This is a genomic window from Streptomyces sp. NPDC091289 (genome assembly GCF_044757365.1).
GTDB lineage: Bacteria > Actinomycetota > Actinomycetes > Streptomycetales > Streptomycetaceae > Streptomyces.
Genome location: NZ_JBIVUT010000018.1, coordinates 32,242 through 54,170, shown reverse-complemented (window position 1 = coordinate 54,170; position 21,929 = coordinate 32,242). Strand labels below are relative to the sequence as shown.

Here is a 21,929-nt window from a genome sequence, read left to right as displayed (position 1 = left end):
TGCCGTCCGGGTAGGGGGAGGGCTCCCGTGGCGCCGGACTGCGACGGTCCCCCGGGCTGGCACCGGGGCCGTGACTGGTACCGGTACCGGGACCGGGTGCCCGGCGGCGATGGGTGTGGCGACCGGGGTGCGGTGACCGCGGAGGCGGCCGTGGTGATCCCGGTGCTGGTGGCCTTCGCCATGGCGTTGCTGTGGGCGCTGATGGCGGCCTCGGATCAGATTCGTTGCGTGGACGCGGCGCGGGCGGGGGCTCGGGCCGCGGCCCGTTCGGAGCCGGAGGCGGCGGTGTTGGAGGCCGCGCGTGAGGCGGCACCCCAGGGCGCCCGGGTCGAGGTGGGGCGGGCCGGGGACCTGTGGCGCGTCCGGGTGGAGGCACCGACCCCGGGGCCGGGCGTGCTGGCCCTGACGCTGAGCGCCGAGGCGGCTGCCCTGGCGGAGGACACGGTGGGGGTGCCTGGCCATGAAGGCGTGGGCTAGGGCTAGGGAGATCGTCGGCCGGGAGCCGGACGGGTGCCGTCGCCGCGGCACGCTTCGGCGGTGGGCCCAGGGCCGCGATCGGGGCGCGGGCAAGGGCAACGGTCAGGGCAAGGGCAACGGCTTGGGCATGGGCAAGGGCATGAAGAGGGGCCAGGGCGTGGACCAAGGCGTCGGCCGGGGTACGGGCCAGGGCAGGGCCCGGATCGCGGACCGGGCTATCGCGGACCGGGTTTCGGGCCGAGGCATGGGCCGGATTGCAGGCTGGTTCGCGGGTTGGGTCTCGGGCGGTGGGTTGGAACGGGGATCGGGCCGTGGCTTGGGCCGGCGGTCGGGCGGTGGCTCGGAGCGGGGGTCGGGCCGTGGCTTGGTCCTGGTCTCGGGCGGTGGCCCGGAACGGGGATCGGACCTGGGCTTGGGCCGGCGGTCGGGTTGGGGATCGGAGCGGGGATCGGACCGGGGTGTGGCGACGGTGTGGGTGGCTGTGACCGCGGCCGGGCTGTGCACCGTGTTCGCCGTGGTGCTTGCGCTGGGGCAGGCAGTGGCTGCCCGTCACCGGGCGGGCGGGGCCGCGGATCTGGCGGCCCTCGCGGCTGCGGACCGGGCGCTGGAAGGGGCGGTCGTCGCGTGTGGGGCGGCCCGGCGCGTAGCTCTGGCACAGGGCGCCGTGCTCGTTCGCTGCGCGGTGCACGGGGATATCGCCGATGTGACCGCCCGTTCCGGGTTCGGGCCCTATGAACCCGCCGTCAGGGCCCGGGCCGGCCCTCCGGTCGATTCCCCGGGCGGCTCCCCGGCCGCTCCCCGCGCCACGGTGCCCGACAGGGGTGCCGAGGTCCGGCGGGCCGCCGAGGGAACGATCGCTGGGCCCGGCCGTTCGACCGGCCCGAATCCTCCGCGGTGGGCACGTGCACCTGCCCTTGGCCCCGGTGACATCATCGACGAACGTGAAGACGCTACGGACCTCGACCGCGGTGGCCGTCCTGCTGGCCGCGCTGGTGGGATGCTCGACATCACCTCTGCCCGAGGACGACGCCGGCGGGCCCGCGCCGCTGAAGTCGTACGCCCGCGCGGACCGGGTGGCGATGCCGGAGCTGGCGGGCGAACGCGTGGACGGCGACGGCCGGTTCGGCCTGAAGGCGCTGCGGGGCAAGGTCGTCGTGGTCAACGCCTGGGCATCGTGGTGCGGCCCGTGCCGTGCGGAGGCCCCCGGGCTCTCCCGGGTGCACGAGGAACTGCGGGGCAAGGGCCTGCGGGTGGTGGGGGTCAACGCGGACGTCTCGGTCTCGAAGGCACGCGCCTTCGAGAAGGACGCGGAGCTCGTGTACCCGAGCCTGCACGACCCGCAGGGCCGGCAGCTACTCCGGCTCCCGAAGGGCGTGGTGAACACCGCCGGATATCCGTTCACGATCATCGTCGACCCGGAGGGGCGGATCGCCGCGACACGGATCGGAGCGATCGGCGAGACGGAGCTGAAGCGGCTGGTCGTGCCGCTGCTGCCGGCCTGACAGCGCCTCCTGGTTCAGCGCCTCCTGGTTCAGTCCTCCGACGTGGTCGCTCCGGCCTCCGGGGTGGTCGCTCCGGGCGGTTCCGGGGGCGCGGCCCTGAGGAGCTCGGTGAGCAGGCGTACGGCTCCGCGCTTGTGCAGGGGCTCGTTGCCGTTGCCGCACTTGGGGGACTGGATGCAGGAGGGGCAGCCCGCCTCGCACTCGCAGGACGCGATGGCCTCCCGGGTGGCCGTCAGCCACGTACGGGCGGTGTGAAAGGCCCGCTCGGCGAATCCGGCTCCTCCCGGGTGGCCGTCGTACACGAAGACCGTCGGCAGCAGGGTGTCCGGATGCAGCGGTACGGACACGCCGCCGATGTCCCAGCGGTCGCAGGTGGCGAAGAGCGGCAGCAGCCCGATCGACGCGTGCTCGGCGGCGTGGAGTGCGCCGCCGAGGATCTCCGGGTTGATCCGGGCCGCGTCGAGCTGGTCCTCGGTGACCGTCCACCAGACGGCGCGGGTGCGCAGGGTGCGGGGCGGCAGGTCGAGCTTCGTCTCGCCCAGGACCTCCCCGGTGATCAGTTTCCGGCGGAGGAACGAGACGACCTGGTTGGTGACCTCGACGGAGCCGTAGCAGAGCCGTCCCTGCCCCCAGGGGATCTCGGTGTCGGTCTCCAGGACGGTGATGGCGGTGGTGTCGCGGGCGACCGTCGAATACGGCGGGTCGGCCTGCTCGACCAGGGCCACGGAGTCCTCCAGGTCCAGTTTCCGGACCAGGTGGGTGCGGCCCTGGTGGAGATGGACGGCCCCCTCGTGGACGGACGTGTGGGCGGCGGCCGCGTCGACGGTGCCCAGCAGGCGGCCGGTGCCTTCCTCGACGATCTGGACGGGACGGCCGCCCCCGCCCCGGATGTCGGCGAGGTCGGCGGCCCGTTCGCGTCGGGTCCAGTGCCAGCCCGAGGCCCGTTTGCGCAGCAGTTTCGCCGCCTCCAGCTGCGGCAGCAGCTCGGGCACGGCCGGGCCGAAGAGCGCGATGTCGGGCTCGGTGAGGGGCAGCTCGGCGGCCGCGGCGCAGAGGTGGGGGGCCAGGACGTAGGGGTTGTCCGGGTCCAGCACGGTCGACTCGACGGGCTGCCGGAACAGCGCCTCGGGGTGGTGCACCAGATAGGTGTCCAGCGGGTCGTCCCGGGCCACGAGAACGGCCAGGGCGCCCTGCCCCGATCGGCCGGCGCGGCCCGCCTGCTGCCAGAGCGACGCCCGTGTGCCCGGGTAGCCGCAGATGACGACCGAGTCGAGGCCGGAGACGTCGATGCCGAGTTCCAGGGCGGTGGTGGCCGCCAGACCGAGCAGCTCGCCGGAGTGCAGCGCCCGCTCCAGGGCCCGGCGTTCCTCCGGGAGGTAGCCCCCGCGATAGGCGGCGACCCGCTTGGGCAGCGAGCGGTCGACCTCCGCGAGGCGTTCCTTGGCGATCACCGAGATCAGTTCCGCGCCGCGCCGGGAGCGTACGAAGGCGACCGAGCGGACGCCCTGGAGGGTCAGATCGGTGAGCAGGTCGGCGGTCTCGGCCGTCGCGGTACGGCGTACGGGGGCGCCCTTCTCGCCGTGCAGGTCGGTCAGCGGGGGCTCCCACAGGGCGAAGACGAGCTCGCCGCGCGGGGAGGCGTCGTCGGACACCTCATGGACCGGCAGGCCCGTCAGACGCCCGGCTGCGACCGCGGGATCCGCCGCCGTGGCCGAGGCCAGCAGGAAGACCGGATCGGCCCCGTAGCGGGCGCACAGGCGCCGCAGACGGCGCAGCACCTGGGCGACGTGGGAGCCGAAGACGCCCCGGTAGGTGTGGCACTCGTCGATCACGACGAACCGCAGGGCGCGCAGGAAGGACGCCCAGCGGGGGTGGGAGGGCAGTATTCCGCGGTGCAGCATGTCGGGGTTGGTCAGGACGTAGTTCGCGTACTGGCGCACCCATTCGCGTTCCTCGACCGGGGTGTCGCCGTCGTAGACCGCGGGCCTGACGGCGTTGCCGAGCGGGGCCGCGAGCGCCTTCACCGAGCGCCGCTGGTCGGCTGCCAGAGCCTTGGTGGGGGCGAGGTACAGGGCGGTGGCCCCGCGGCCGTTCGGGGCCTCGGAGCCGTCCAGGAGGGTGCTGAGGACCGGCGCGAGATACGCGAGGGACTTCCCGGAGGCCGTGCCGGTGGCGATCACGACCGATTCGCCGTCCAGCGCGTGCTCGGCCGCGGCCGCCTGATGCGCCCACGGATGGCCGATCCCGGCTTTTTCGATCGCCGAGATCACTTCTGGCCGGATGCGATCCGGCCAGATGGCATGGGTTCCCGATCGCGGGGGCAAGTGCTCCGTATGAGTGATGCGCGCGGCCCGGCCCGCCCCTGCGGCGAGCCGGTCGAGGATCATGGCGGGAGAGGGGCGCGAGTCCCCACTCTCGGGTGGTCGTCCGGGACGGTGATTCTTGGCCATCGGCACCGAGTGTGTCACTGGCGTGACGGACAATGGTCCCAAGGCGTCGTGCATGGCTGCTGGTAAGTGATTGAATGCCATCGCGGCTGGCGATCCGTCCCCTGGCCTCCGTCGGGGAGACCGAGGGGCGACCGCTCGATAGCAAGGTGCTGGAGGATCCGTGGACCTGTCCCTGTCGACTCGCAATGTGTCCGGGCCTGGTGGCGACCGTACGGTCGTCGAGGTCGGTGGCGAGATTGATGTGTATACCGCGCCCAAGCTGCGCGAGCAGTTGGTCGAGTTGGTGAATGACGGCAGCTACCACCTGGTTGTCGACATGGAAGGCGTCGACTTCCTCGACTCCACCGGCCTCGGCGTGCTCGTGGGCGGCTTGAAGCGTGTCCGGGCCCATGAGGGCTCGTTGCGCCTGGTCTGCAACCAGGAGCGCATTCTCAAGATCTTCCGGATCACAGGTCTGACCAAGGTGTTCCCGATTCACACCACGGTCGACGAGGCTGTCGCCGCCACCGACTGAGGTCGGAGCAGGCAGGCCTCCGGGCCGGCCGGCAGGCAGTGAACAGGCCGGCAGCGGCAGCGCATGGGCCGTGACGGGCAGGCGGTCGACCCTCGGGTCGGCTGTCGGCTTTGTCGGCTTCCGGAAGAGGAGAGCAGGGGTGCCGGGCAACACGCCCGGGGCCCCTGAGGCGTACGCCCGAACGTTCGAGGGGGATGGCATGGCCACCGTTGAACTCCGCTTCAGCGCCCAGCCTGAACATGTCAGGACGGCCCGCCTGGTGGCGGCCGCCGTGGCGCGCCGGGCCGGCGTGGACGAGGCGGTGCTCGACGAGGTCAGGCTCGCTGTCGGCGAGGCGTGCAGCCGCGCGGTCGGGCTGCACCGCAGTCACGGCATCACCGCGCCGGTCAGCGTCGCGTTGACCGAGGAGGAGAAGGCGTTCTCCATCGAGGTCGGGGACAGCGTTCCCGGCCCCGGCGGCGATCCTGCCGAGTCCGGGGCGCGCAACGGCGCCGGTGCTTCCGGCGGGGGCCCGGACCGGCCCGACCCCGAGATGGACGGCGAGGGCGAGGACGAGATGGGCCTCGCGGTCATCAGCGGCCTCGTCGACGACGTGGAGGTCCGTTCCGGTGCGGGCGGCGGAGTGATCCGCATGAGCTGGCCGACGGCTGTCGCCGCGGTACAGCCCTGAGGCCCGCGGTACAGCTTTGAGACCCGCCGTACAGCCCTGAGATCCGCCGTACGACCCTGAGCCTCGTTCCCGTGGCCTCAAGGCGCTGAGGTGATGTTTTGTTTTTCCAGGCCCTGCTGAGCAGGGCCTTTTTTCTTGTTCTCCGCTGTGTAATGCATCTGCCCCCTTACTGCATTCGAGCAGAATCTCTCCGCTGATCTTTCGGCGTTGGGGGGAGAGCGATCAATTCTCTTCCCGCCCACTGTTTTGATCAGGTTCCGCTCCCTACAATCCGTCCACGACTTGAGCGCTGAGCGTCAAGGAGGACGTATGGCGGAGTTCTTCACCACCCCAATGGCAGCACTGACGCAAGAATCCGCATTTTCCGACCGGCCCGTCTCCCTCGCGGCGGCGGTACTCACCGACGGCAACCGGCTGATCGTCATCATGGTGGCGGTCGTCGCCGTCGCCGCGCTGATCGTCGCCCGGCTGCTCGTACGCCAGGTCCTGGCGGCCGGCGAGGGCACCGAACGGATGAAGGAGATCGCCGCGGCGGTCCAGGAGGGCGCGAACGCCTATCTGGCCCGGCAACTGCGCACGGTCGGGGTTTTCTCCGTCGTCGTGTTCTTCCTGTTGTTCCTGTTGCCGGCCGACAACTGGTCGCAGCGCGCGGGACGTTCCCTCTTCTTCCTGGTGGGCGCGCTTTTCTCGGCGGCGACCGGATACATCGGCATGCGGCTCGCCGTACGGGCGAATGTGCGGGTGGCCGCGGCCGCGCGTGAGGCGACTCCGACGGAGGGTGAACCGGAAAAGGATCTCACCGCCGTCTCGCACAAAGCGATGAAGATCGCTTTCCGCACCGGTGGCGTGGTCGGGATGATCACGGTGGGACTCGGACTGCTCGGGGCGTCCTGTGTGGTGCTCGTCTATGCCGCCGACGCGCCCAAGGTGCTGGAGGGGTTCGGCCTCGGCGCGGCGCTGATCGCCATGTTCATGAGGGTCGGCGGTGGGATCTTCACCAAGGCCGCCGATGTGGGCGCCGACCTGGTGGGCAAGGTGGAGCAGGGCATTCCGGAGGACGATCCGCGTAACGCCGCCACCATCGCCGACAACGTGGGCGACAACGTCGGTGACTGCGCGGGCATGGCCGCCGACCTCTTCGAGTCGTACGCGGTGACGCTCGTCGCCGCGCTCATCCTCGGCACGGCCGCGTTCGGCGACTCCGGTCTCGCCTTCCCCCTGATGGTCCCGGCGATCGGTGTCGTCACCGCGATGATCGGGATCTTCGCGGTCGCCCCGCGCCGCGCCGACCGCAGTGGGATGACCGCGATCAACCGGGGCTTCTTCATCTCCGCGGTGATCTCGCTCGCCCTGGTGGCCGTGGCCGCCTTCGCCTATCTGCCGTCCTCGTACGCGGAGCTGTCCGGGGTCACCGACGGGGCGATCGCCGAGCACGGCGGCGACCCGCGGATCTTCGCCCTGGTCGCGGTGGCCATCGGCATCGTCCTTGCCGCGCTCATCCAGCAGCTCACCGGCTACTTCACCGAGACCAACCGCCGCCCGGTCCGGGACATCGGGAAGTCCTCACTCACCGGTCCGGCCACCGTGGTGCTCGCGGGCATCTCCATCGGCCTGGAATCGGCGGTCTACACCGCGCTGCTGATCAGCCTCGGCGTCTACGGGGCGTTCCTGCTGGGTGGTACGTCGATCATGCTGGCGCTCTTCGCGGTCGCGCTCGCCGGGACGGGGCTCCTCACCACGGTGGGCGTCATCGTGGCCATGGACACCTTCGGGCCGGTCTCCGACAACGCCCAGGGCATCGCCGAGATGTCCGGTGACGTCACAGGCGCGGGCGCTCAGGTGCTCACCGACCTGGACGCGGTCGGCAACACGACCAAGGCCATCACCAAGGGCATCGCCATCGCCACCGCCGTCCTGGCGGCGGCGGCCCTCTTCGGGTCCTACCGCGACGCCATCGCCACGGCGGTCGACGAGGTCGGGGCCGGGGCGGGCGAGCTCGGGCTGAGCCTGGACATCTCGCAGCCCAACAACCTCGTCGGCCTGATCCTGGGCGCCGCGGTCGTCTTCCTGTTCTCCGGGCTCGCCATCAACGCGGTGTCCCGGTCCGCCGGGGCCGTGGTCTACGAGGTCAGGCGGCAGTTCCGCGAGCACCCCGGGATCATGGACTACTCGGAGAAGCCGGAGTACGGGCGCGTCGTCGACATCTGCACCCGCGACGCCCTGCGCGAACTGGCCACGCCGGGCCTGCTCGCGGTCCTGGCGCCGATCGCGGTCGGCTTCACCCTCGGCGTCGGCGCGCTCGGCTCGTACCTGGCCGGTGCGATCGGCACCGGGACGCTGATGGCGGTGTTCCTCGCCAACTCCGGCGGCGCCTGGGACAACGCCAAGAAGCTCGTCGAGGACGGTCATCACGGCGGCAAGGGCAGCGAGGCCCATGCCGCGACGGTCATCGGCGACACGGTCGGCGACCCGTTCAAGGACACGGCGGGCCCGGCGATCAACCCGCTCCTCAAGGTGATGAACCTGGTCGCCCTGCTCATCGCTCCGGCGATCGTGCAGTTCAGCTACGGAGCGGACGCGAATCCCTGGGTGCGGGCGCTGGTGTCCGTCATCGCCATCGGGATCATCGTCGTCGCGGTCTACGTCTCCAAGCGGCGGGGCATCGCCGTGGGCGACGACGACGCATCGGAGGGCGGCGGGCCCTCGGTCCCGGCGCCGGATCCCGCGGCGGCCCCGTGATCCGTACGTACGGGAGCGGCACCGGACCAGGTTTCGGGTGACGTGTGATCAGAGGGGAGGCGGACGGCGCGTGCTGACGTGCCGTCCGCCTTCGCCCGTCCGCCGTCGCCCCACTCAGGGGCAGCCTTTCGGGTGAGTTACCGCTCGTGCGTCCGAATTTTCTGCGCGAGTGGCATCTCCCTCATTTCCCTTGGTGCAAATGGCTTCAAAAGGGTGCACACCGGATGACCGGCACCCGGCTGTCACCCCCTCGGCGTGTAAGTTCCGGGGCCGAGAGCCTTGGAAGGGACCCATCCGGTGAACAAGAAGCTTGCAGCCGCACTGTCCGGCGGTGCGGTACTCGTACTGACGCTGTCGGGCTGCAGCGACGACAGCGACAACAAGGTCAACGACTGGGCCAAGAAGGTCTGCGACCAGGTTCAGCCGCAACTCCAGAAGATCACCAACGCCAATGCCTCCATCCGGCAGAAGACCGGGGACAACAGCAAGCCCGCCGACGTCCAGAAGGCCGACTCGGTCGCCTTCCAGCAGATGTCCGAGGCGTACAAGGCGCTGGGCACGGCCGTGGACTCGGCCGGCCCGCCGCCGGTCGACGACGGCGAGGCCACGCAGAAGGCGGCGGTCAAGGAGCTCAACGCCTCTTCCAAGGCGTACGCCGACCTCAAGGTCAAGGTCGACGCGCTCGACACCAAGGACCAGAGGGAGTTCGCCGACGGACTGAACGGCGTCGCCGACGAGCTGCACAAGATCAGCACCAGTGGTGACAAGGCGCTGAGGAAGCTCCAGTCCGGCGAGGTCGGCGTCGCGATGTCGAAGCAGGAGGGCTGCCAGCAGCCGAAGACCTCCACCGGCCCCTCCGGCTCCGGGGCGGCCGACGCCGACGCGGACGCGTCCCCGGAGGCCTCGGCGCCCGGGAAGAAGGACTCCTCGGACAAGGAGTCGACGGAGAAGGACTCCTCGGACAAGGAGACGGCGGAGAAGAAGTCCTGAGCCTCGTTCTCCCGGCCCGGACACCCGGTGGGTGTCCGGGCCGCTGCCGTTGTCGGTGGGACCGGACACAATGGGTGGGTGAGTAAGAGCAGCCTTCCCGCACCCGACCACGCCGCCGCCCTCCGCGAGGCCCTGCTCGCCGCGGACTTCACCGCGGACGGGCTCCTCGACCGCCTCGGCGCGCCCGCCTATGCCGCCCTCGCCCGCAGCGAGACCGTCCCCGCCCTGCGGGCCACCCGGGGCGACTCCCCGCTCGACACGCTGGTGCGGTTGTTCCTTCTGCAGCGCCCCGTCGCAGAGGAGCGGGCCCGCGCCGCCCTGCCGCTGGACGAGTGCGTCGCGGACGGCTGGGTGACCCGGGCGGCGGACGACGGCACGGTCCGCGCGAGCGTCGACGTACGGCCGTACGGGGGCCCGGACGGCGAGGACTGGTTCATCGTGTCCGACCTCGGCTGCGCGGTCGGCGGTGCGGGCGGGATCGGCTCGCGCGAGGAGGGCGTCGTCCTCGGGGTCGGCGGTGCCTCCACCACGCTCGCCGGCATCACCGTCCGTACGCCGGTGGCCTCGGCCCTCGACCTCGGTACGGGCTCCGGCATCCAGGCGCTGCACGCCGCCCAGCACGCGACCCGGGTCACCGCCACCGACCTCAACCCCCGTGCCCTGGAGTTCACCGGGCTCACCCTCGCCCTGTCCGGCGTCGCCCCCGCCGACCTGCGCGAGGGCTCCCTCTTCGAGCCGGTGGGCTCCGACACGTTCGACCTGATCGTCTCCAACCCGCCCTTCGTCATCTCGCCCGGCGCCCGCCTCACCTACCGGGACGGCGGCATGGCCGGCGACGACCTGTGCCGGGCGCTGGTGCAGCAGTCGGGCGACCATCTGAACGACGGGGGATACGCCCAGTTCCTCGCCAACTGGCAGCACGTGGAGGGCGAGGAGTGGCAGGACCGGCTGCGCTCCTGGGTGCCGTACGGCTGCGACGCCTGGATCGTCCAGCGCGAGGTCCAGGACGTCACGCAGTACGCCGAGCTGTGGCTGCGGGACAGCGGCGACCACCGCGGCGACCCCGCCGAGTACGACGAGCTGTACGAGGCGTGGCTCGACGAGTTCGAGGCGCGGGGCGCCACGGCCGTCGGGTTCGGCTGGATCACCCTGCGCAAATCCGCCGCGGCGGCGGCCGGGAACCCCTCGATCGTCGTCGAGGAATGGCCGCACGCGGTGCAGCAGCCGCTCGGACAGGCCGTCCAGGAGCATTTCGCCCGGCAGGACTACCTCCGCGACCAGGACGACGCGGCGCTGCTCGCCGGGCACTTCGCCCTCGCCGCCGAGGTCGTGCAGGAGCAGGTCGGCCTGCCGGGCGCGGAGGACCCCGAGCACGTGGTGCTGCGTCAGCACCGCGGCATGATGCGGGCGACCAAGGTCGACGCGGTGGCCGCCGGGTTCGCGGGCGTGTCCGACGGCTCGCTGCCCGCCGGCCGGATCCTGGACGCCATCGCGCAGTTGATGGCGGAGGACCCGGTGCTCCTGCGCGACCGCACCCCGCAGGCGATCCGGCTGCTGATCGAGGAGGGCTTCCTGGAGCCGGTGCCCGGCTCGGGACCTCGGGGCGCGTAGGGCGGGCAGGACGCGTAGGGCGCGCAAAGCACGCAGGGGCGGGCAGGGCGCGTAGGGCGAGCCAGGCGCGCAGGGCGGGCCAGGCACGCAGGGCACGGAGGCCCGGCAGCGGGCGACCGGTCGGCAGCGGTTGGCCGGACGGCCGGGGAGACGGGACGGTGGAGGGCGACCGGTCGGTCAGGGGGCCGGTCGGCAGCAGGCGACCGGACGGCCGGGGGACGGGACTGCGGAGGGCGTCCGGTCGGCCGGGGGCGACCGGTCGGTCGGGAGACCGTGCCCGCACAGCCGTCTTCCGGTACGGACCGGGGCTGCTCCCCGCTCGGGGCGGCGGTGTCCTTGTCACCAGCGTGTTCGTGCCCGGTGTTCTCTCCGGCGCGCCCGGACCGCATATTCCGGTCGCGATATTCCGGTCGTGATCGGAACATGCGGCCGATGGTGTTCCGCCGGTCGGCGGGGGAGTGCTGTTCACCCGGGGTTCGTGTGGGCGATGCCCCGGGGTGACAACCTCCCCGTGCCGGACCGCCGAGGTCCGGCTCCGGGACCGGTCGGCCCGTCCCGGGCGGTTCCGCCACGACGGGCTAGGGGTACGACATGGAGAGCGTCGCAGCAGTCTTCGCCGGTACGGCCCTGGCGCTGTTCGGCGCCGCCCTCCTGGTCTGGACAGGGGCGCGAGCCCTGCACCGCGCGCCGGTGGCGCACGGTGTGAGCCCCGTCGCCTCCACCGCACTCACGACGCTCTTCGGCGTAGTTTTCCTCGGCCTCGGCGTGTGGTGCTTCACGCTCGTCTGATCCCCGCCTCCGGCCGGGCGGCGCCCGGGACGACAGGTCTTCCGAAGGTCACCACGACCCCCTCCGAAAAGCCGCAGGCCGAGGCCCCGCGCGGCGCGGACCCGGCGGTCCGGGCGGCAGGAATGGCGGAAGTCGGGTTACCGTTCGAGTGGCCGTTGCGGGCTTTTGCCGTTTGACACGGGGGCGGGTTGTACCGTCACACTCCGCAGCGACAGCACCGCGGGCAGCGTCATGACGCTGCCCGGATGCCCATCGAGTGTCGACCGGAGAGAAGAGCGAAGTTGTCCCCGACCAGCGAGACCGCACAGGGCGGCCGCCGACTCGTCATCGTCGAGTCGCCTGCCAAGGCGAAGACGATCAAGGGCTATCTCGGCCCCGGATACGTCGTCGAAGCGAGCGTCGGGCACATCCGCGACCTCCCGAACGGCGCGGCCGAGGTCCCGGACGAGTACACCGGCGAGGTACGCCGCCTCGGGGTGGATGTCGAGAACGACTTCCAGCCCATCTATGTGGTCAATGCCGACAAGAAGGCCCAGGTCAGGAAGCTCAAGCAGCTGCTGGCCGAGTCCGATGAACTCTTCCTCGCCACCGATGAGGACCGCGAGGGCGAAGCCATCGCGTGGCACCTGCAGGAAGTACTGAGGCCCAAGGTCCCGGTCCACCGGATGGTCTTCCACGAGATCACCAAGGACGCGATCCGGGCCGCCGTCGCCAACCCGCGCGAGCTCAACCAGCGCATGGTCGACGCCCAGGAGACCCGCCGTATCCTCGACCGCCTCTACGGCTACGAGGTCTCGCCGGTCCTGTGGAAGAAGGTCATGCCGAAGCTCTCGGCGGGCCGCGTCCAGTCCGTCGCCACCCGCCTCGTCGTCGAGCGGGAGCGCGAGCGCATCGCCTTCCGTTCCGCCGAGTACTGGGACCTGACCGGGAAGTTCGCCACCGGCCGCACCGGTGACGCCTCCGACCCGTCGACCCTGACCGCCCGCCTCAGCGCGGTCGACGGCCGCCGCATCGCCCAGGGCCGCGACTTCGGCCCCGACGGGCAGCTCAAGGCCGGCTCCGCCCAGACCCTGCACCTGGACGAGACGAACGCCCGCGCCCTCGCCGCCGCGCTCGCCGACTCCTCCTTCGCGGTCCGGTCCGTCGAGTCGAAGCCGTACCGCCGCTCCCCGTACGCCCCCTTCCGGACCACGACCCTCCAGCAGGAGGCGAGCCGCAAGCTGGGCTTCGGGGCCAAGGCGACCATGCAGGTGGCACAGAAGCTGTACGAGAACGGCTTCATCACCTATATGCGTACGGACTCCACGACCCTCTCGGACACCGCGATCTCCGCGGCCCGGGCGCAGGTCACGCAGCTGTACGGGGCGAACTACCTCCCCGAGAAGCCGCGTACGTACGCCGGGAAGGTCAAGAACGCGCAGGAGGCGCACGAGGCGATCCGCCCCTCCGGCGACCGCTTCCGCACCCCCGCCGAGACCGGGCTCACCGGCGACCAGTTCCGGCTCTACGAGCTGATCTGGAAGCGGACCGTCGCCTCCCAGATGAAGGACGCGGTCGGCAACTCCGTCACCGTCAAGATCGGCGGCCGGGCGAGCGACGGCCGCGACGCCGAGTTCTCCGCCTCCGGCAAGACGATCACCTTCCACGGCTTCATGAAGGCGTACGTCGAAGGCGCCGACGACCCGAACGCCGAGCTGGACGACCGCGAGCGCCGGCTGCCGCAGGTCGCCGAGGGCGACGCGCTCTCCGCCGAAGAGGTCACGGTCGACGGGCACGCCACCAAGCCCCCGGCCCGCTACACCGAGGCCTCGCTGGTCAAGGAGCTCGAAGAGCGCGAGATCGGCCGCCCCTCCACGTACGCCTCGATCATCGGGACCATCCTGGATCGCGGTTACGTCTTCAAGAAGGGCACGGCACTCGTCCCGTCCTTCCTGTCCTTCGCCGTGGTCAACCTGCTGGAGAAGCACTTCGGCCGGCTCGTCGACTACGACTTCACCGCCCGCATGGAGGACGACCTCGACCGCATCTCGCGGGGCGAGGCCCAGTCCGTGCCGTGGCTCAAGCGCTTCTACTTCGGCGCCAAGCCCGGTGACGACACCGCCGGAGCCGGTGCGGCCTCCGACGCGGGCAACGGCGACGGCGACCACCTCGGTGGTCTGAAGGCCCTGGTCACCGACCTCGGCGCGATCGACGCCCGGGAGATCTCCTCCTTCCCCGTCGGCAACGACATCAAGCTCCGTGTCGGCCGCTACGGCCCGTACATCGAGCGGGGCGAGAAGGACGCCGAGGGCCACCAGCGCGCCGACGTGCCCGAGGACCTGGCGCCCGACGAGCTGACCGTCGAGCTCGCCGAGGAGCTGCTGGCCAAGCCCAGCGGCGACTTCGAGCTGGGGGCCGACCCGGTCACCGGCAACCAGATCATCGCCAAGGACGGGCGCTACGGCCCGTACGTCACCGAGGTGCTGCCCGAGGGGACGCCGAAGACCGGCAAGAACGCGGTGAAGCCGCGGACCGCCTCCCTCTTCAAGTCCATGTCCCTGGACACGGTCACCCTCGCCGACGCCCTCAAGCTGATGTCGCTGCCGCGCGTCGTCGGCGAGGACGCCGAGGGCGTCGAGATCACCGCGCAGAACGGCCGCTACGGCCCGTATCTGAAGAAGGGCACCGACTCCCGGTCGCTGACCTCCGAGGACCAGCTCTTCGACATCACCCTCGAAGAGGCCCTCGCGATCTACGCCCAGCCCAAGCAGCGCGGCCGGGCCGCGGCCAAGCCGCCGCTGAAGGAGCTGGGCACCGACCCGGTCAGCGGTGCGCCGGTCGTGGTGAAGGACGGCCGCTTCGGCGCGTACGTCACCGACGGCGAGACCAACGCGACCCTGCGGACCGACGACAGCGTCGAGGACATCACGCCCGAGCGTGGTTACGAGCTGCTCGCCGAGAAGCGCGCCAAGGGGCCCGCGAAGAAGAAGACGGCCAAGAAGGCGCCCGCGAAGAAGGCGACGGCCAAGAAGACGGCCGCGAAGAAGACGACGGCCACCAAGACCACGGCCGCCAAGAAGACCGCGGCGAAGAAGACGACGACGGCCAAGAAGGCGACGACCGCCAAGAAGACGACGGCGACGGCGAAGAAGACGGCTTCGGCCTCCGCCCCGTCGGACGACTGACGGCCGCACCGCGCAGAACCCGACCCCGCCGCCCGGCGCCTCGATCCTCGTGATTCTGGCGCCGGGCGGCGGTGCGTCAGGAGCGGGCGAGCGGCGTGGCCGGAAGCTGTCTGCGTCCATATGTTCGGACGGGCCGACAGTGACCGCACCGCTGCCGATAGGCTGGGCGGATGACGCGAGCCGAGCAGCCAACGGTCGTGAGCCCCACCTCCGACACACTTGCCGCAGACTCACGCGAGCGCGCCGTACGGGCCCTGTTGCGTATTCCCCCGCTGAAGCGGTTGTGGAGTGCCCAGCTCGTCGGCGGTATCGGCGATGCACTCGCCCTTCTCGTGCTGATGCTGCTGTCGCTGCAAGCGGCGGTCCTTGAGGGCTCATTCGGCACCGGATACCGCGGGGCGGCCTTCGCCGTCGCCGCCGTCCTCGGTGCCCGGATCCTTTCCACCCTGTTCTTCGGAGCCGTACTCCTGGGGCCCCTGACGTCCCTCACGGGGCCCGGCGGAAAGCTGGACCGGCGATGGCTGATGATCGGGGTGGACGGGCTGCGCCTGGCGCTGCTGGTCGTCGCCCCGCTGTGGATCGACTGGACGCCCGACAAGGCGCTCATGATGATCCTCATCACCGTCTTCGTGGCCGGCGCCGGTGAGCGCCTGTGGGCCGTGGCCAAGGACAGCGCCGCCCCGGCGCTGCTGCCCGCCCCGCCCCTCGAAGGCGCCGCGGTACGCCCGCTGCCCGACCACCACGACGCCCTGCGCCGACTCTCGCTCCGGACCAACTTCCTCGCCGTGCCCGCCGCCGCGGCGGTCCTGCTGGTCGCCACGCTGGTCGGCAACCTCCTCGGCTCCGGCCTGGAATGGTTCACCTTCCACCAGGCGGCCCTGGGGTCCTACGTCGCGGCCGGGCTCTTCTCCGCCTCCATCTCCACCCTGTACTTCCTTCAGTTCCCGGCCACCCAGACGCCCCGGCCGCGCTCCCCGCTGGAGGGCCTGCGCCGCCCCGCCACCGGCACCGGCCCCGACAAGGGCCGCACCGGCGCCGTCCCGCTGCTCGTCGCGGTCTGCGCGGCCGTCGCCGGAGCCGTCGCCGCGGCCGCGGCCGTCTCCGTCCTGCACGCCTACGACCTGGGCGGCGGACCGGCCACCTTCGCGCTGCTGATCCTCGGACTGACCGGCGGCACCGCCCTCGGCATCCGCACCGCACGCCACGTACTGCCCACCCTGTCGCGCCGCCGCCTGCTGGCGCTGGCCACCGCCGTCACGGGCCTCGCGCTCCTCGCGCTCGGCCTGGTGCCGGACACCGCGACCGGGCTCGCCGTCGCGCTGCTCGCCGGTTACGCCGCCGGGGTCGCCGCGAACACCGGGCACACCCTGATCGACCAGGAGACCGAGGCGTTCCGGCAGGCCAGGACCACCGAGCACCTCCAGGCCGTCGTCCGGGTGCTCGTCGCGCTCGGCGCGGTCGCCGGTCCGCTGCTGGCCGCCGCGATCGGGCAGCACCGCCTGGTCGCCGGCGACTTCGTCTTCGCCCACGGCGGGGCCGCCTTCACCCTGATGCTGCTCGGCGCGCTGCTGCTGCCCGTCGCCGCCCTCGTCCTCGCCAAGACGGACGACCGGGCGGGCGTGCCGCTGCGCCGGGACCTGCGCGAGGCGCTGCGCGGCGGCGACCCGGCGGTCGCGCCGGCCGCCACCGGCTTCTTCCTCGCCCTGGAGGGCGGCGACGGAGCGGGCAAGTCCACCCAGGTCGAAGCGCTCGCCGAATGGATCCGGGCCAAGGGCCACGAGGTCGTCGTGACCCGGGAGCCCGGGGCCACCCCGGTCGGCAAGCGGCTGCGGTCGATCCTGCTGGACGTGTCCTCCGCCGGTCTCTCCAACCGGGCCGAGGCCCTGCTGTACGCCGCCGACCGCGCCGAGCACGTCGACTCCGTCGTCCGCCCGGCGCTGGAGCGCGGCGCGATCGTCATCTCCGACCGCTACATCGACTCGTCCGTCGCCTACCAGGGCGCGGGCCGCGACCTGGCCCCGACCGAGATCGCGCGCATCTCGCGGTGGGCGACGAGTGGCCTCGTACCGCATCTGACGGTGCTGCTGGACGTCGACCCGGCGACCGCGCGGGAACGCTTCACGGAGGCGCCGGACCGGCTGGAGTCGGAGCCGGCCGAGTTCCACGAGCGGGTCCGGTCCGGGTTCCTGACCCTGGCCGCGGCCGACCCGACGCGTTATCTGGTGGTGGACGCCGGCCAGGAGCCGGAGTCGATCACCACGGTCGTACGCCACCGGCTCGACCAGCTCCTGCCGCTCTCCGAGGCCGAGATCGAGGCCATCGAGGAGGCCCGCCGCCAGGCCGAGGAAGAGGCCCGGCGCAAGGCGGAGGAAGAGGCCGCCCGCAAGGCCGAGGAGGAGCGCCTGGAGAAGGAGCGCCAGGAACAGCTCGCCCGGCTGCGCGCCGAGGAGGAGGAGCGCAAGCAGCGCGAGCTGGAGGAGGCCCGCCGCCGCGAGGCCGAACGCCAGGCGGAGGAGGCCCGGCAGCGCGCAGAGGAGGCCCGCCGCCGCGCCGAGGAGGACCGGCTCCGGCTGGAGGCCGAGGAGCGGGTCCGCGAGGCCGAGCAGGAACGGCTGCGCAAGCAGGCCGAGGAGGAGGCCCGGCTCCGGAAGGAGGCCGAGGCCCAGCGGCTGGAGAAGCAGCGCAAGGCCGAGGAGGCCCTGGTGCGCGCCGAGGAGGCCCGGCGCCGGGCCGAGGCCGAGGCGGCCGCGCGTACGGAGGCGGCGCGGGCGGAGGCCGAGCGGGCGGAGGCCGAGCGGGCCTCCCGTACGTCGCGTACGGAGACGTCTTCGCGTTCGGAGGGATCGTCGGGCTCGTCGGGCTCGTCGGGGTCGTCCGTCCCGGAGAACGAGCTCACGGTGCCCACGCCGATCGTGAACCCGAACGAGATCACGCAGCCGGTCCCGACCGCACGACCGGAAGACGATCGTCCGTCCGGCTCGGGCTCCGGCTCCGGTTCCGGCTCTGGATCCGGTACGGGTACGGGCACGGGTCCCGGCTCCCGTTTCGGGGAGGACGAGACGGCGATGCTGCCGCGCGTCACGGACCAGGGTCCGGCGGACCGGCGTTCGGCCGGGGACGCCCGGGAGGCCAGGGAGGCGGACGAGACGGCTGTGCTGCCGCCCGTGCCCGCCGATCAGCCCTCCGACCGGGTGCCCCAGGGCTTCTTCCGGGACGAGAGCCCGGCGGCCCGGCCCGCGGAGAACGAGAACGAGCGCACCCGCGAACTGCCGCAGGTCGAGGACCCGAACGCCGGGGAGACGCCCGGCCGGCAGCAGAGCCGCCGCAAGCGCCCCCGCCCGGACTGGGCGGAGGAGACCCCGCTGGACGATCTGCCGACCCTGGCGGACGAGCTGCTCGGGGGCCAGGACGACGAGGGCTCCGGGGGCCGGGGACGCCGCCCGCGCGGCTGACGTTTTGTTTGACTCGCGACAGTGACAGCGACATCCCGGCCCGTCCGTCCCTCCGGGGGCGGGCGGGCCGGACTGTCAGTGGCGTCCCCCACAATGGGAAGCGACGACGCACCGCGGTTCCGCGACACCGCACGACACCACCGGAAGGGCGGTGACCCATGACCGTATGGGACGACCTGGTCGGCCAGGACCGAGTGCGGGAACAGCTCGCCGCTGCCGCCAAGGACGCCGATGCGCTGGTCACCTCCGTGTCCGACGGAAAGCCGCTGGACCAGGGCTCGAAGATGACGCACGCCTGGCTGTTCACCGGACCGCCCGGTTCCGGCCGGTCCACGGCGGCGCGGGCCTTCGCCGCCGCGCTCCAGTGCACGAGTCCGGACCGGGCGCTGGGCGGCGCCCCCGGCTGCGGCTTCTGCGACGGCTGCCACACGAGCCTGATCGGCACGCACGCCGACGTCCAGGTCATCCGCACGGACCTGCTCTCCATCGGTGTGAAGGAGACCCGTGACCTGGTCCGGCGCGCCCAGCTCTCCCCGGCGGTTGGGCGGTGGCAGGTCATCGTCATGGAGGACGCCGACCGCCTCACCGAGGGCGCGGGCAATGTCCTGCTGAAGGCCGTCGAGGAGCCCGCGCCGCGCACGGTCTGGATGCTGTGCGCGCCCTCGCTCGAAGACGTCCTGCCCACGATCCGTTCCCGCTGCCGGCACCTGACCCTGAGCACCCCGCCGGTGGAGGCCGTGGCCGACGTCCTGATCCGCCGCGACGGCGTCGACCCCGAGCGGGCGCACTCCGCGGCGCGCGCCACCCAGGGGCACATCGGCCGGGCCCGCCGGCTCGCCACGGACGAGCGGGCGCGGGCGCGGCGGGCGGCGGTGCTGAAGGTTCCGCTGCGGATCGCCGACGTCGGCGGCTGCCTCAAGGCGGCCCAGGAGCTGATCGACACGGCCACCGACGACGCCAAGCAGATGGCGGAGGAGGTCGACGTCAAGGAGACCGAGGACCTCAAGGCGGCGCTCGGCGGCGTGGCCGGGGGCCGGATGCCGCGCGGTACGGCGGGGGCGATGAAGGAGCTGGAGGACAAGCAGAAGCGCCGCAAGACGCGTACGCAGCGCGACAGCCTGGACCTGGCGCTGACGGAGCTCACCGGGTTCTACCGCGATGTGCTGGCACTCCAGCTCGGTTCGAAGCTGGCCATCGCCAATGCCGATGTGCAGGACTCCCTCGACCGGATCGCGGAGTCCTCGACGCCCGCGCAGACCCTGCGCAGGATCGAGTCGGTGATCGCCTGCCGGGAGGCGATGGACCGCAATGTGGCGCCGCTGCTCGCGGTGGAGGCGATGACGATGGCGCTGCGGGCGGGCTGAGGGCTCCGGCACGGCTGCCCCTGTTCACCCGAATGAGCAGGGAATCGGACGACTCGTCACCCGCCGGATACGCTCCCTGAATGACTACCAGGCGGCTGCTCCGCACCTTCGCCATCGGGATCGGCACTGCCGGCCTCCTCATCTCCGGCTGCAGCGGCAGCGGCTCGTCGCCGAACGCCTCGGCCACCGGCACCGCGGCTCCCGAGGGGCTGTCGTCGTACTACGCGCAGAAGCTGAGCTGGCGCGACTGCGGGGTGGAGGGGTTCGCGTGCACGACGATGAAGGCGCCGAAGGACTACGACAAGCCGGATGACGGCGACATCGAGCTCGCCGTCTCCCGCAAGAAGGCCACCGGACCCGGCAAGCGGATCGGTTCCCTCCTGGTGAATCCGGGCGGCCCGGGCGGCTCCGCGATCGGCTATCTCCAGGGGTACGCGGCACTCGGCTATCCGGCCCAGGTGCGGGCCCGCTACGACATGGTGGCCATCGACCCGCGCGGCGTCGCCCGCAGCGAGCCCGTCGACTGCCTCACGGGACCGGAGATGGACGTCTACACCCAGGTCGACCAGACGCCCGACGACGAGGCGGAGGTCCGGAAGCTGAGCGCGTCCTTCGAGAAGTTCGCGACGGGCTGCGAGAAGCGGAGCGGTGAGATCCTCCCGTACGTCTCCACCGTCGACACGGCCCGCGACATGGACGTCCTGCGGGCGCTGCTCGGCGACGAGAAGCTGCACTACGTCGGAGCGTCGTACGGGACCTTCCTGGGCGCCACGTACGCGGACCTCTTCCCCGAGCGGGCCGGACGCCTGGTCCTGGACGGCGCGATGGACCCCTCCCTCAAGGCCATCGACATGAACCGCGACCAGACGGCGGGCTTCGAGGGAGCCTTCCAGTCCTTCGCCGCCGACTGCGTGAAGCAGCCGGACTGCCCGCTCGGCACCACGTCCACCGCCGACGCGGCGACCGCGCTGAAGCAGCTCTTCAAGGACCTGGACGCGAAGCCGATCCCGACCGGCGACGACCGCGAGCTGGGCGAGTCCCTGGCCACCACCGGGGTGATCGCCGCCATGTACGACGAGGCGGCCTGGCCGCAGCTCCGCGAGGCGCTGACGGGCGCGCAGCGCAGCGACGGCTCCGGCCTCCTGTCCCTGGCCGACAGCTACTACGAGCGCGAGCCGGACGGGAAGTACGCGAACCTGATGTTCGCCAACGCCGCCGTGAACTGCCTCGACCTGCCGCCCGCCTTCGACGCCCCCGACGCGGTCGAGAAGGCGGTCCCGGACTTCGAGAAGGCCTCCCCGGTCTTCGGCCGCGGCTTCGCCTGGGCCTCCCTGAACTGCGCCTACTGGCCCACCGAGGCCACGGGCACCCCGCACCGCACGGAGGCGAAGGGCGCCGACCCGATCGTCGTCGTCGGCACGACCCGCGACCCGGCCACCCCGTACAAGTGGTCCGAGTCCCTCGCCGAGCAGCTCTCCTCCGGCACCCTGCTCACGTACGACGGCGACGGTCACACCGCGTATGGCCGGGGCAGTGACTGCATCGACACGGCGATCAACACGTACCTCCTGGAGGGCACCCCGCCCACCGACGGCAAGAAGTGCACCTGACCACCCGGCCCGGCCCGCCCTGACCGGCCCTGACCCGTCCTGACCTGTGCGAACGCCTCCGGGGGTGCCCTGCGCGGAGCACCCCCGGAAACTGTGTAGACTTGGCTCCGCTGCTGACCGCACCATAGTGCGACAGGGCGTGCCGCCTTAGCTCAGTTGGCCAGAGCAACGCACTCGTAATGCGTAGGTCTCGGGTTCGAATCCCGAAGGCGGCTCAGTGAAGGCCCAGGTCAGACATAGTCTGACCTGGGCCTTTGTGGTTCTCTCGAAGAGTCCGTGCGTGCTCGCGGTGCCGTTCCGGGCCTCGTAGTAGCCGCCTGTGGCCGGTGACTGTTCTGCCTCTGCAAGGCGTGGCTCTGTCCGATGCCTGCCCGAGAGGTGAAGAAGGCGAACACCTCACCGAAGGCGAGTCGCCCCCGAGCGCCCGCGACCTCACGCGTTTGCGTGGTATCGGCCGCTCGGCGCTCGACGATGACATCAGGCAAAGGGTCAAGGGCCTCGGCGACAGCCGCGACGCGCCGCAGCACTACGGTCCGACGCACACCGCATACGCCATCGAGGCCCGTGCGCTGGTCCCGGGCGTTCCTATAGGGCCGA

The 21,929-nt window shown here is 71.9% G+C and carries 13 protein-coding genes, 1 tRNA gene and 1 pseudogene; 14 read left to right on the top strand and 1 reads right to left on the bottom strand.

Annotated features, from left to right (window positions below; translation table 11 throughout):
- Positions 1 to 96: 96 nt before the first annotated feature.
- The 3 genes and pseudogenes from ACIQPT_RS23895 to ACIQPT_RS23885 all read left to right on the top strand — a co-directional run bounded on the left by ACIQPT_RS23895 (position 97) and on the right by ACIQPT_RS23885 (position 1,979).
- Complete coding sequence (locus ACIQPT_RS23895; protein ID WP_401158492.1) at positions 97 to 477, top strand: TadE family type IV pilus minor pilin; 381 nt, start codon at positions 97 to 99, stop codon at positions 475 to 477.
- Positions 461 to 1,180, top strand: a pseudogene (locus tag ACIQPT_RS23890) (Rv3654c family TadE-like protein); the annotation flags it as partial. The gene ACIQPT_RS23895 and the pseudogene ACIQPT_RS23890, both read left to right, overlap by 17 nt.
- A 238-nt stretch (positions 1,181 to 1,418) precedes the next feature.
- Entirely contained in the window at positions 1,419 to 1,979 is a 561-nt protein-coding gene (locus ACIQPT_RS23885; protein WP_401158260.1) for a TlpA family protein disulfide reductase, read from the top strand.
- A 29-nt stretch (positions 1,980 to 2,008) separates the two neighbouring features.
- Here ACIQPT_RS23885 and ACIQPT_RS23880 read toward each other — a convergent pair whose 3' ends face one another.
- Positions 2,009 to 4,510, bottom strand: a complete 2,502-nt coding sequence (locus tag ACIQPT_RS23880; RefSeq protein ID WP_401158258.1) for a DEAD/DEAH box helicase — start codon at positions 4,508 to 4,510, stop codon at positions 2,009 to 2,011.
- 79 nt (positions 4,511 to 4,589) lie between these two features.
- Between ACIQPT_RS23880 and ACIQPT_RS23875 the strand changes: the two genes are divergently transcribed.
- The 11 genes from ACIQPT_RS23875 (at position 4,590) to ACIQPT_RS23825 (ending at position 21,547) form a co-directional block, all read left to right on the top strand.
- A complete protein-coding gene (locus ACIQPT_RS23875; RefSeq protein WP_003967428.1) occupies positions 4,590 to 4,943 on the top strand; it encodes an STAS domain-containing protein in 354 nt (117 codons plus the stop codon).
- Between the two features lie 199 nt (positions 4,944 to 5,142).
- Entirely contained in the window at positions 5,143 to 5,613 is a 471-nt protein-coding gene (locus ACIQPT_RS23870; RefSeq protein ID WP_401158255.1) for an ATP-binding protein, read from the top strand.
- 309 nt (positions 5,614 to 5,922) lie between these two features.
- Positions 5,923 to 8,352 (top strand): sodium-translocating pyrophosphatase, encoded by a 2,430-nt coding sequence (locus ACIQPT_RS23865; protein WP_401158253.1) that lies wholly within the window; start codon positions 5,923 to 5,925, stop codon positions 8,350 to 8,352.
- A 297-nt stretch (positions 8,353 to 8,649) separates the two neighbouring features.
- Entirely contained in the window at positions 8,650 to 9,342 is a 693-nt protein-coding gene (locus ACIQPT_RS23860) for a small secreted protein (protein ID WP_401158251.1), read from the top strand.
- Between the two features lie 78 nt (positions 9,343 to 9,420).
- Positions 9,421 to 10,953 carry a methyltransferase gene (locus ACIQPT_RS23855; RefSeq protein WP_401158249.1) on the top strand — a complete coding sequence of 511 codons (1,533 nt, stop codon included), beginning with the start codon at positions 9,421 to 9,423 and terminating at the stop codon, positions 10,951 to 10,953.
- Positions 10,954 to 11,544: 591 nt separating this feature from the next.
- Positions 11,545 to 11,742 (top strand): hypothetical protein, encoded by a 198-nt coding sequence (locus ACIQPT_RS23850; protein ID WP_401158247.1) that lies wholly within the window; start codon positions 11,545 to 11,547, stop codon positions 11,740 to 11,742.
- A 281-nt stretch (positions 11,743 to 12,023) separates the two neighbouring features.
- The gene (gene topA, locus ACIQPT_RS23845) at positions 12,024 to 14,906 is read left to right on the top strand and encodes a type I DNA topoisomerase (protein ID WP_401158245.1); all 2,883 of its coding nucleotides are present in this window, start codon (positions 12,024 to 12,026) and stop codon (positions 14,904 to 14,906) included.
- A gap of 170 nt (positions 14,907 to 15,076) precedes the next feature.
- Complete coding sequence (gene tmk, locus ACIQPT_RS23840) at positions 15,077 to 18,358, top strand: dTMP kinase (RefSeq protein WP_401158243.1); 3,282 nt, start codon at positions 15,077 to 15,079, stop codon at positions 18,356 to 18,358.
- A 158-nt stretch (positions 18,359 to 18,516) separates the two neighbouring features.
- Positions 18,517 to 19,722, top strand: a complete 1,206-nt coding sequence (locus ACIQPT_RS23835) for a DNA polymerase III subunit delta' (RefSeq protein WP_401158241.1) — start codon at positions 18,517 to 18,519, stop codon at positions 19,720 to 19,722.
- A gap of 80 nt (positions 19,723 to 19,802) precedes the next feature.
- Positions 19,803 to 21,332, top strand: a complete 1,530-nt coding sequence (locus tag ACIQPT_RS23830) for an alpha/beta hydrolase (protein WP_401158239.1) — start codon at positions 19,803 to 19,805, stop codon at positions 21,330 to 21,332.
- Between the two features lie 141 nt (positions 21,333 to 21,473).
- A tRNA-Thr gene (locus ACIQPT_RS23825) sits at positions 21,474 to 21,547 on the top strand.
- The last annotated feature ends 382 nt before the right edge of the window (positions 21,548 to 21,929 follow it).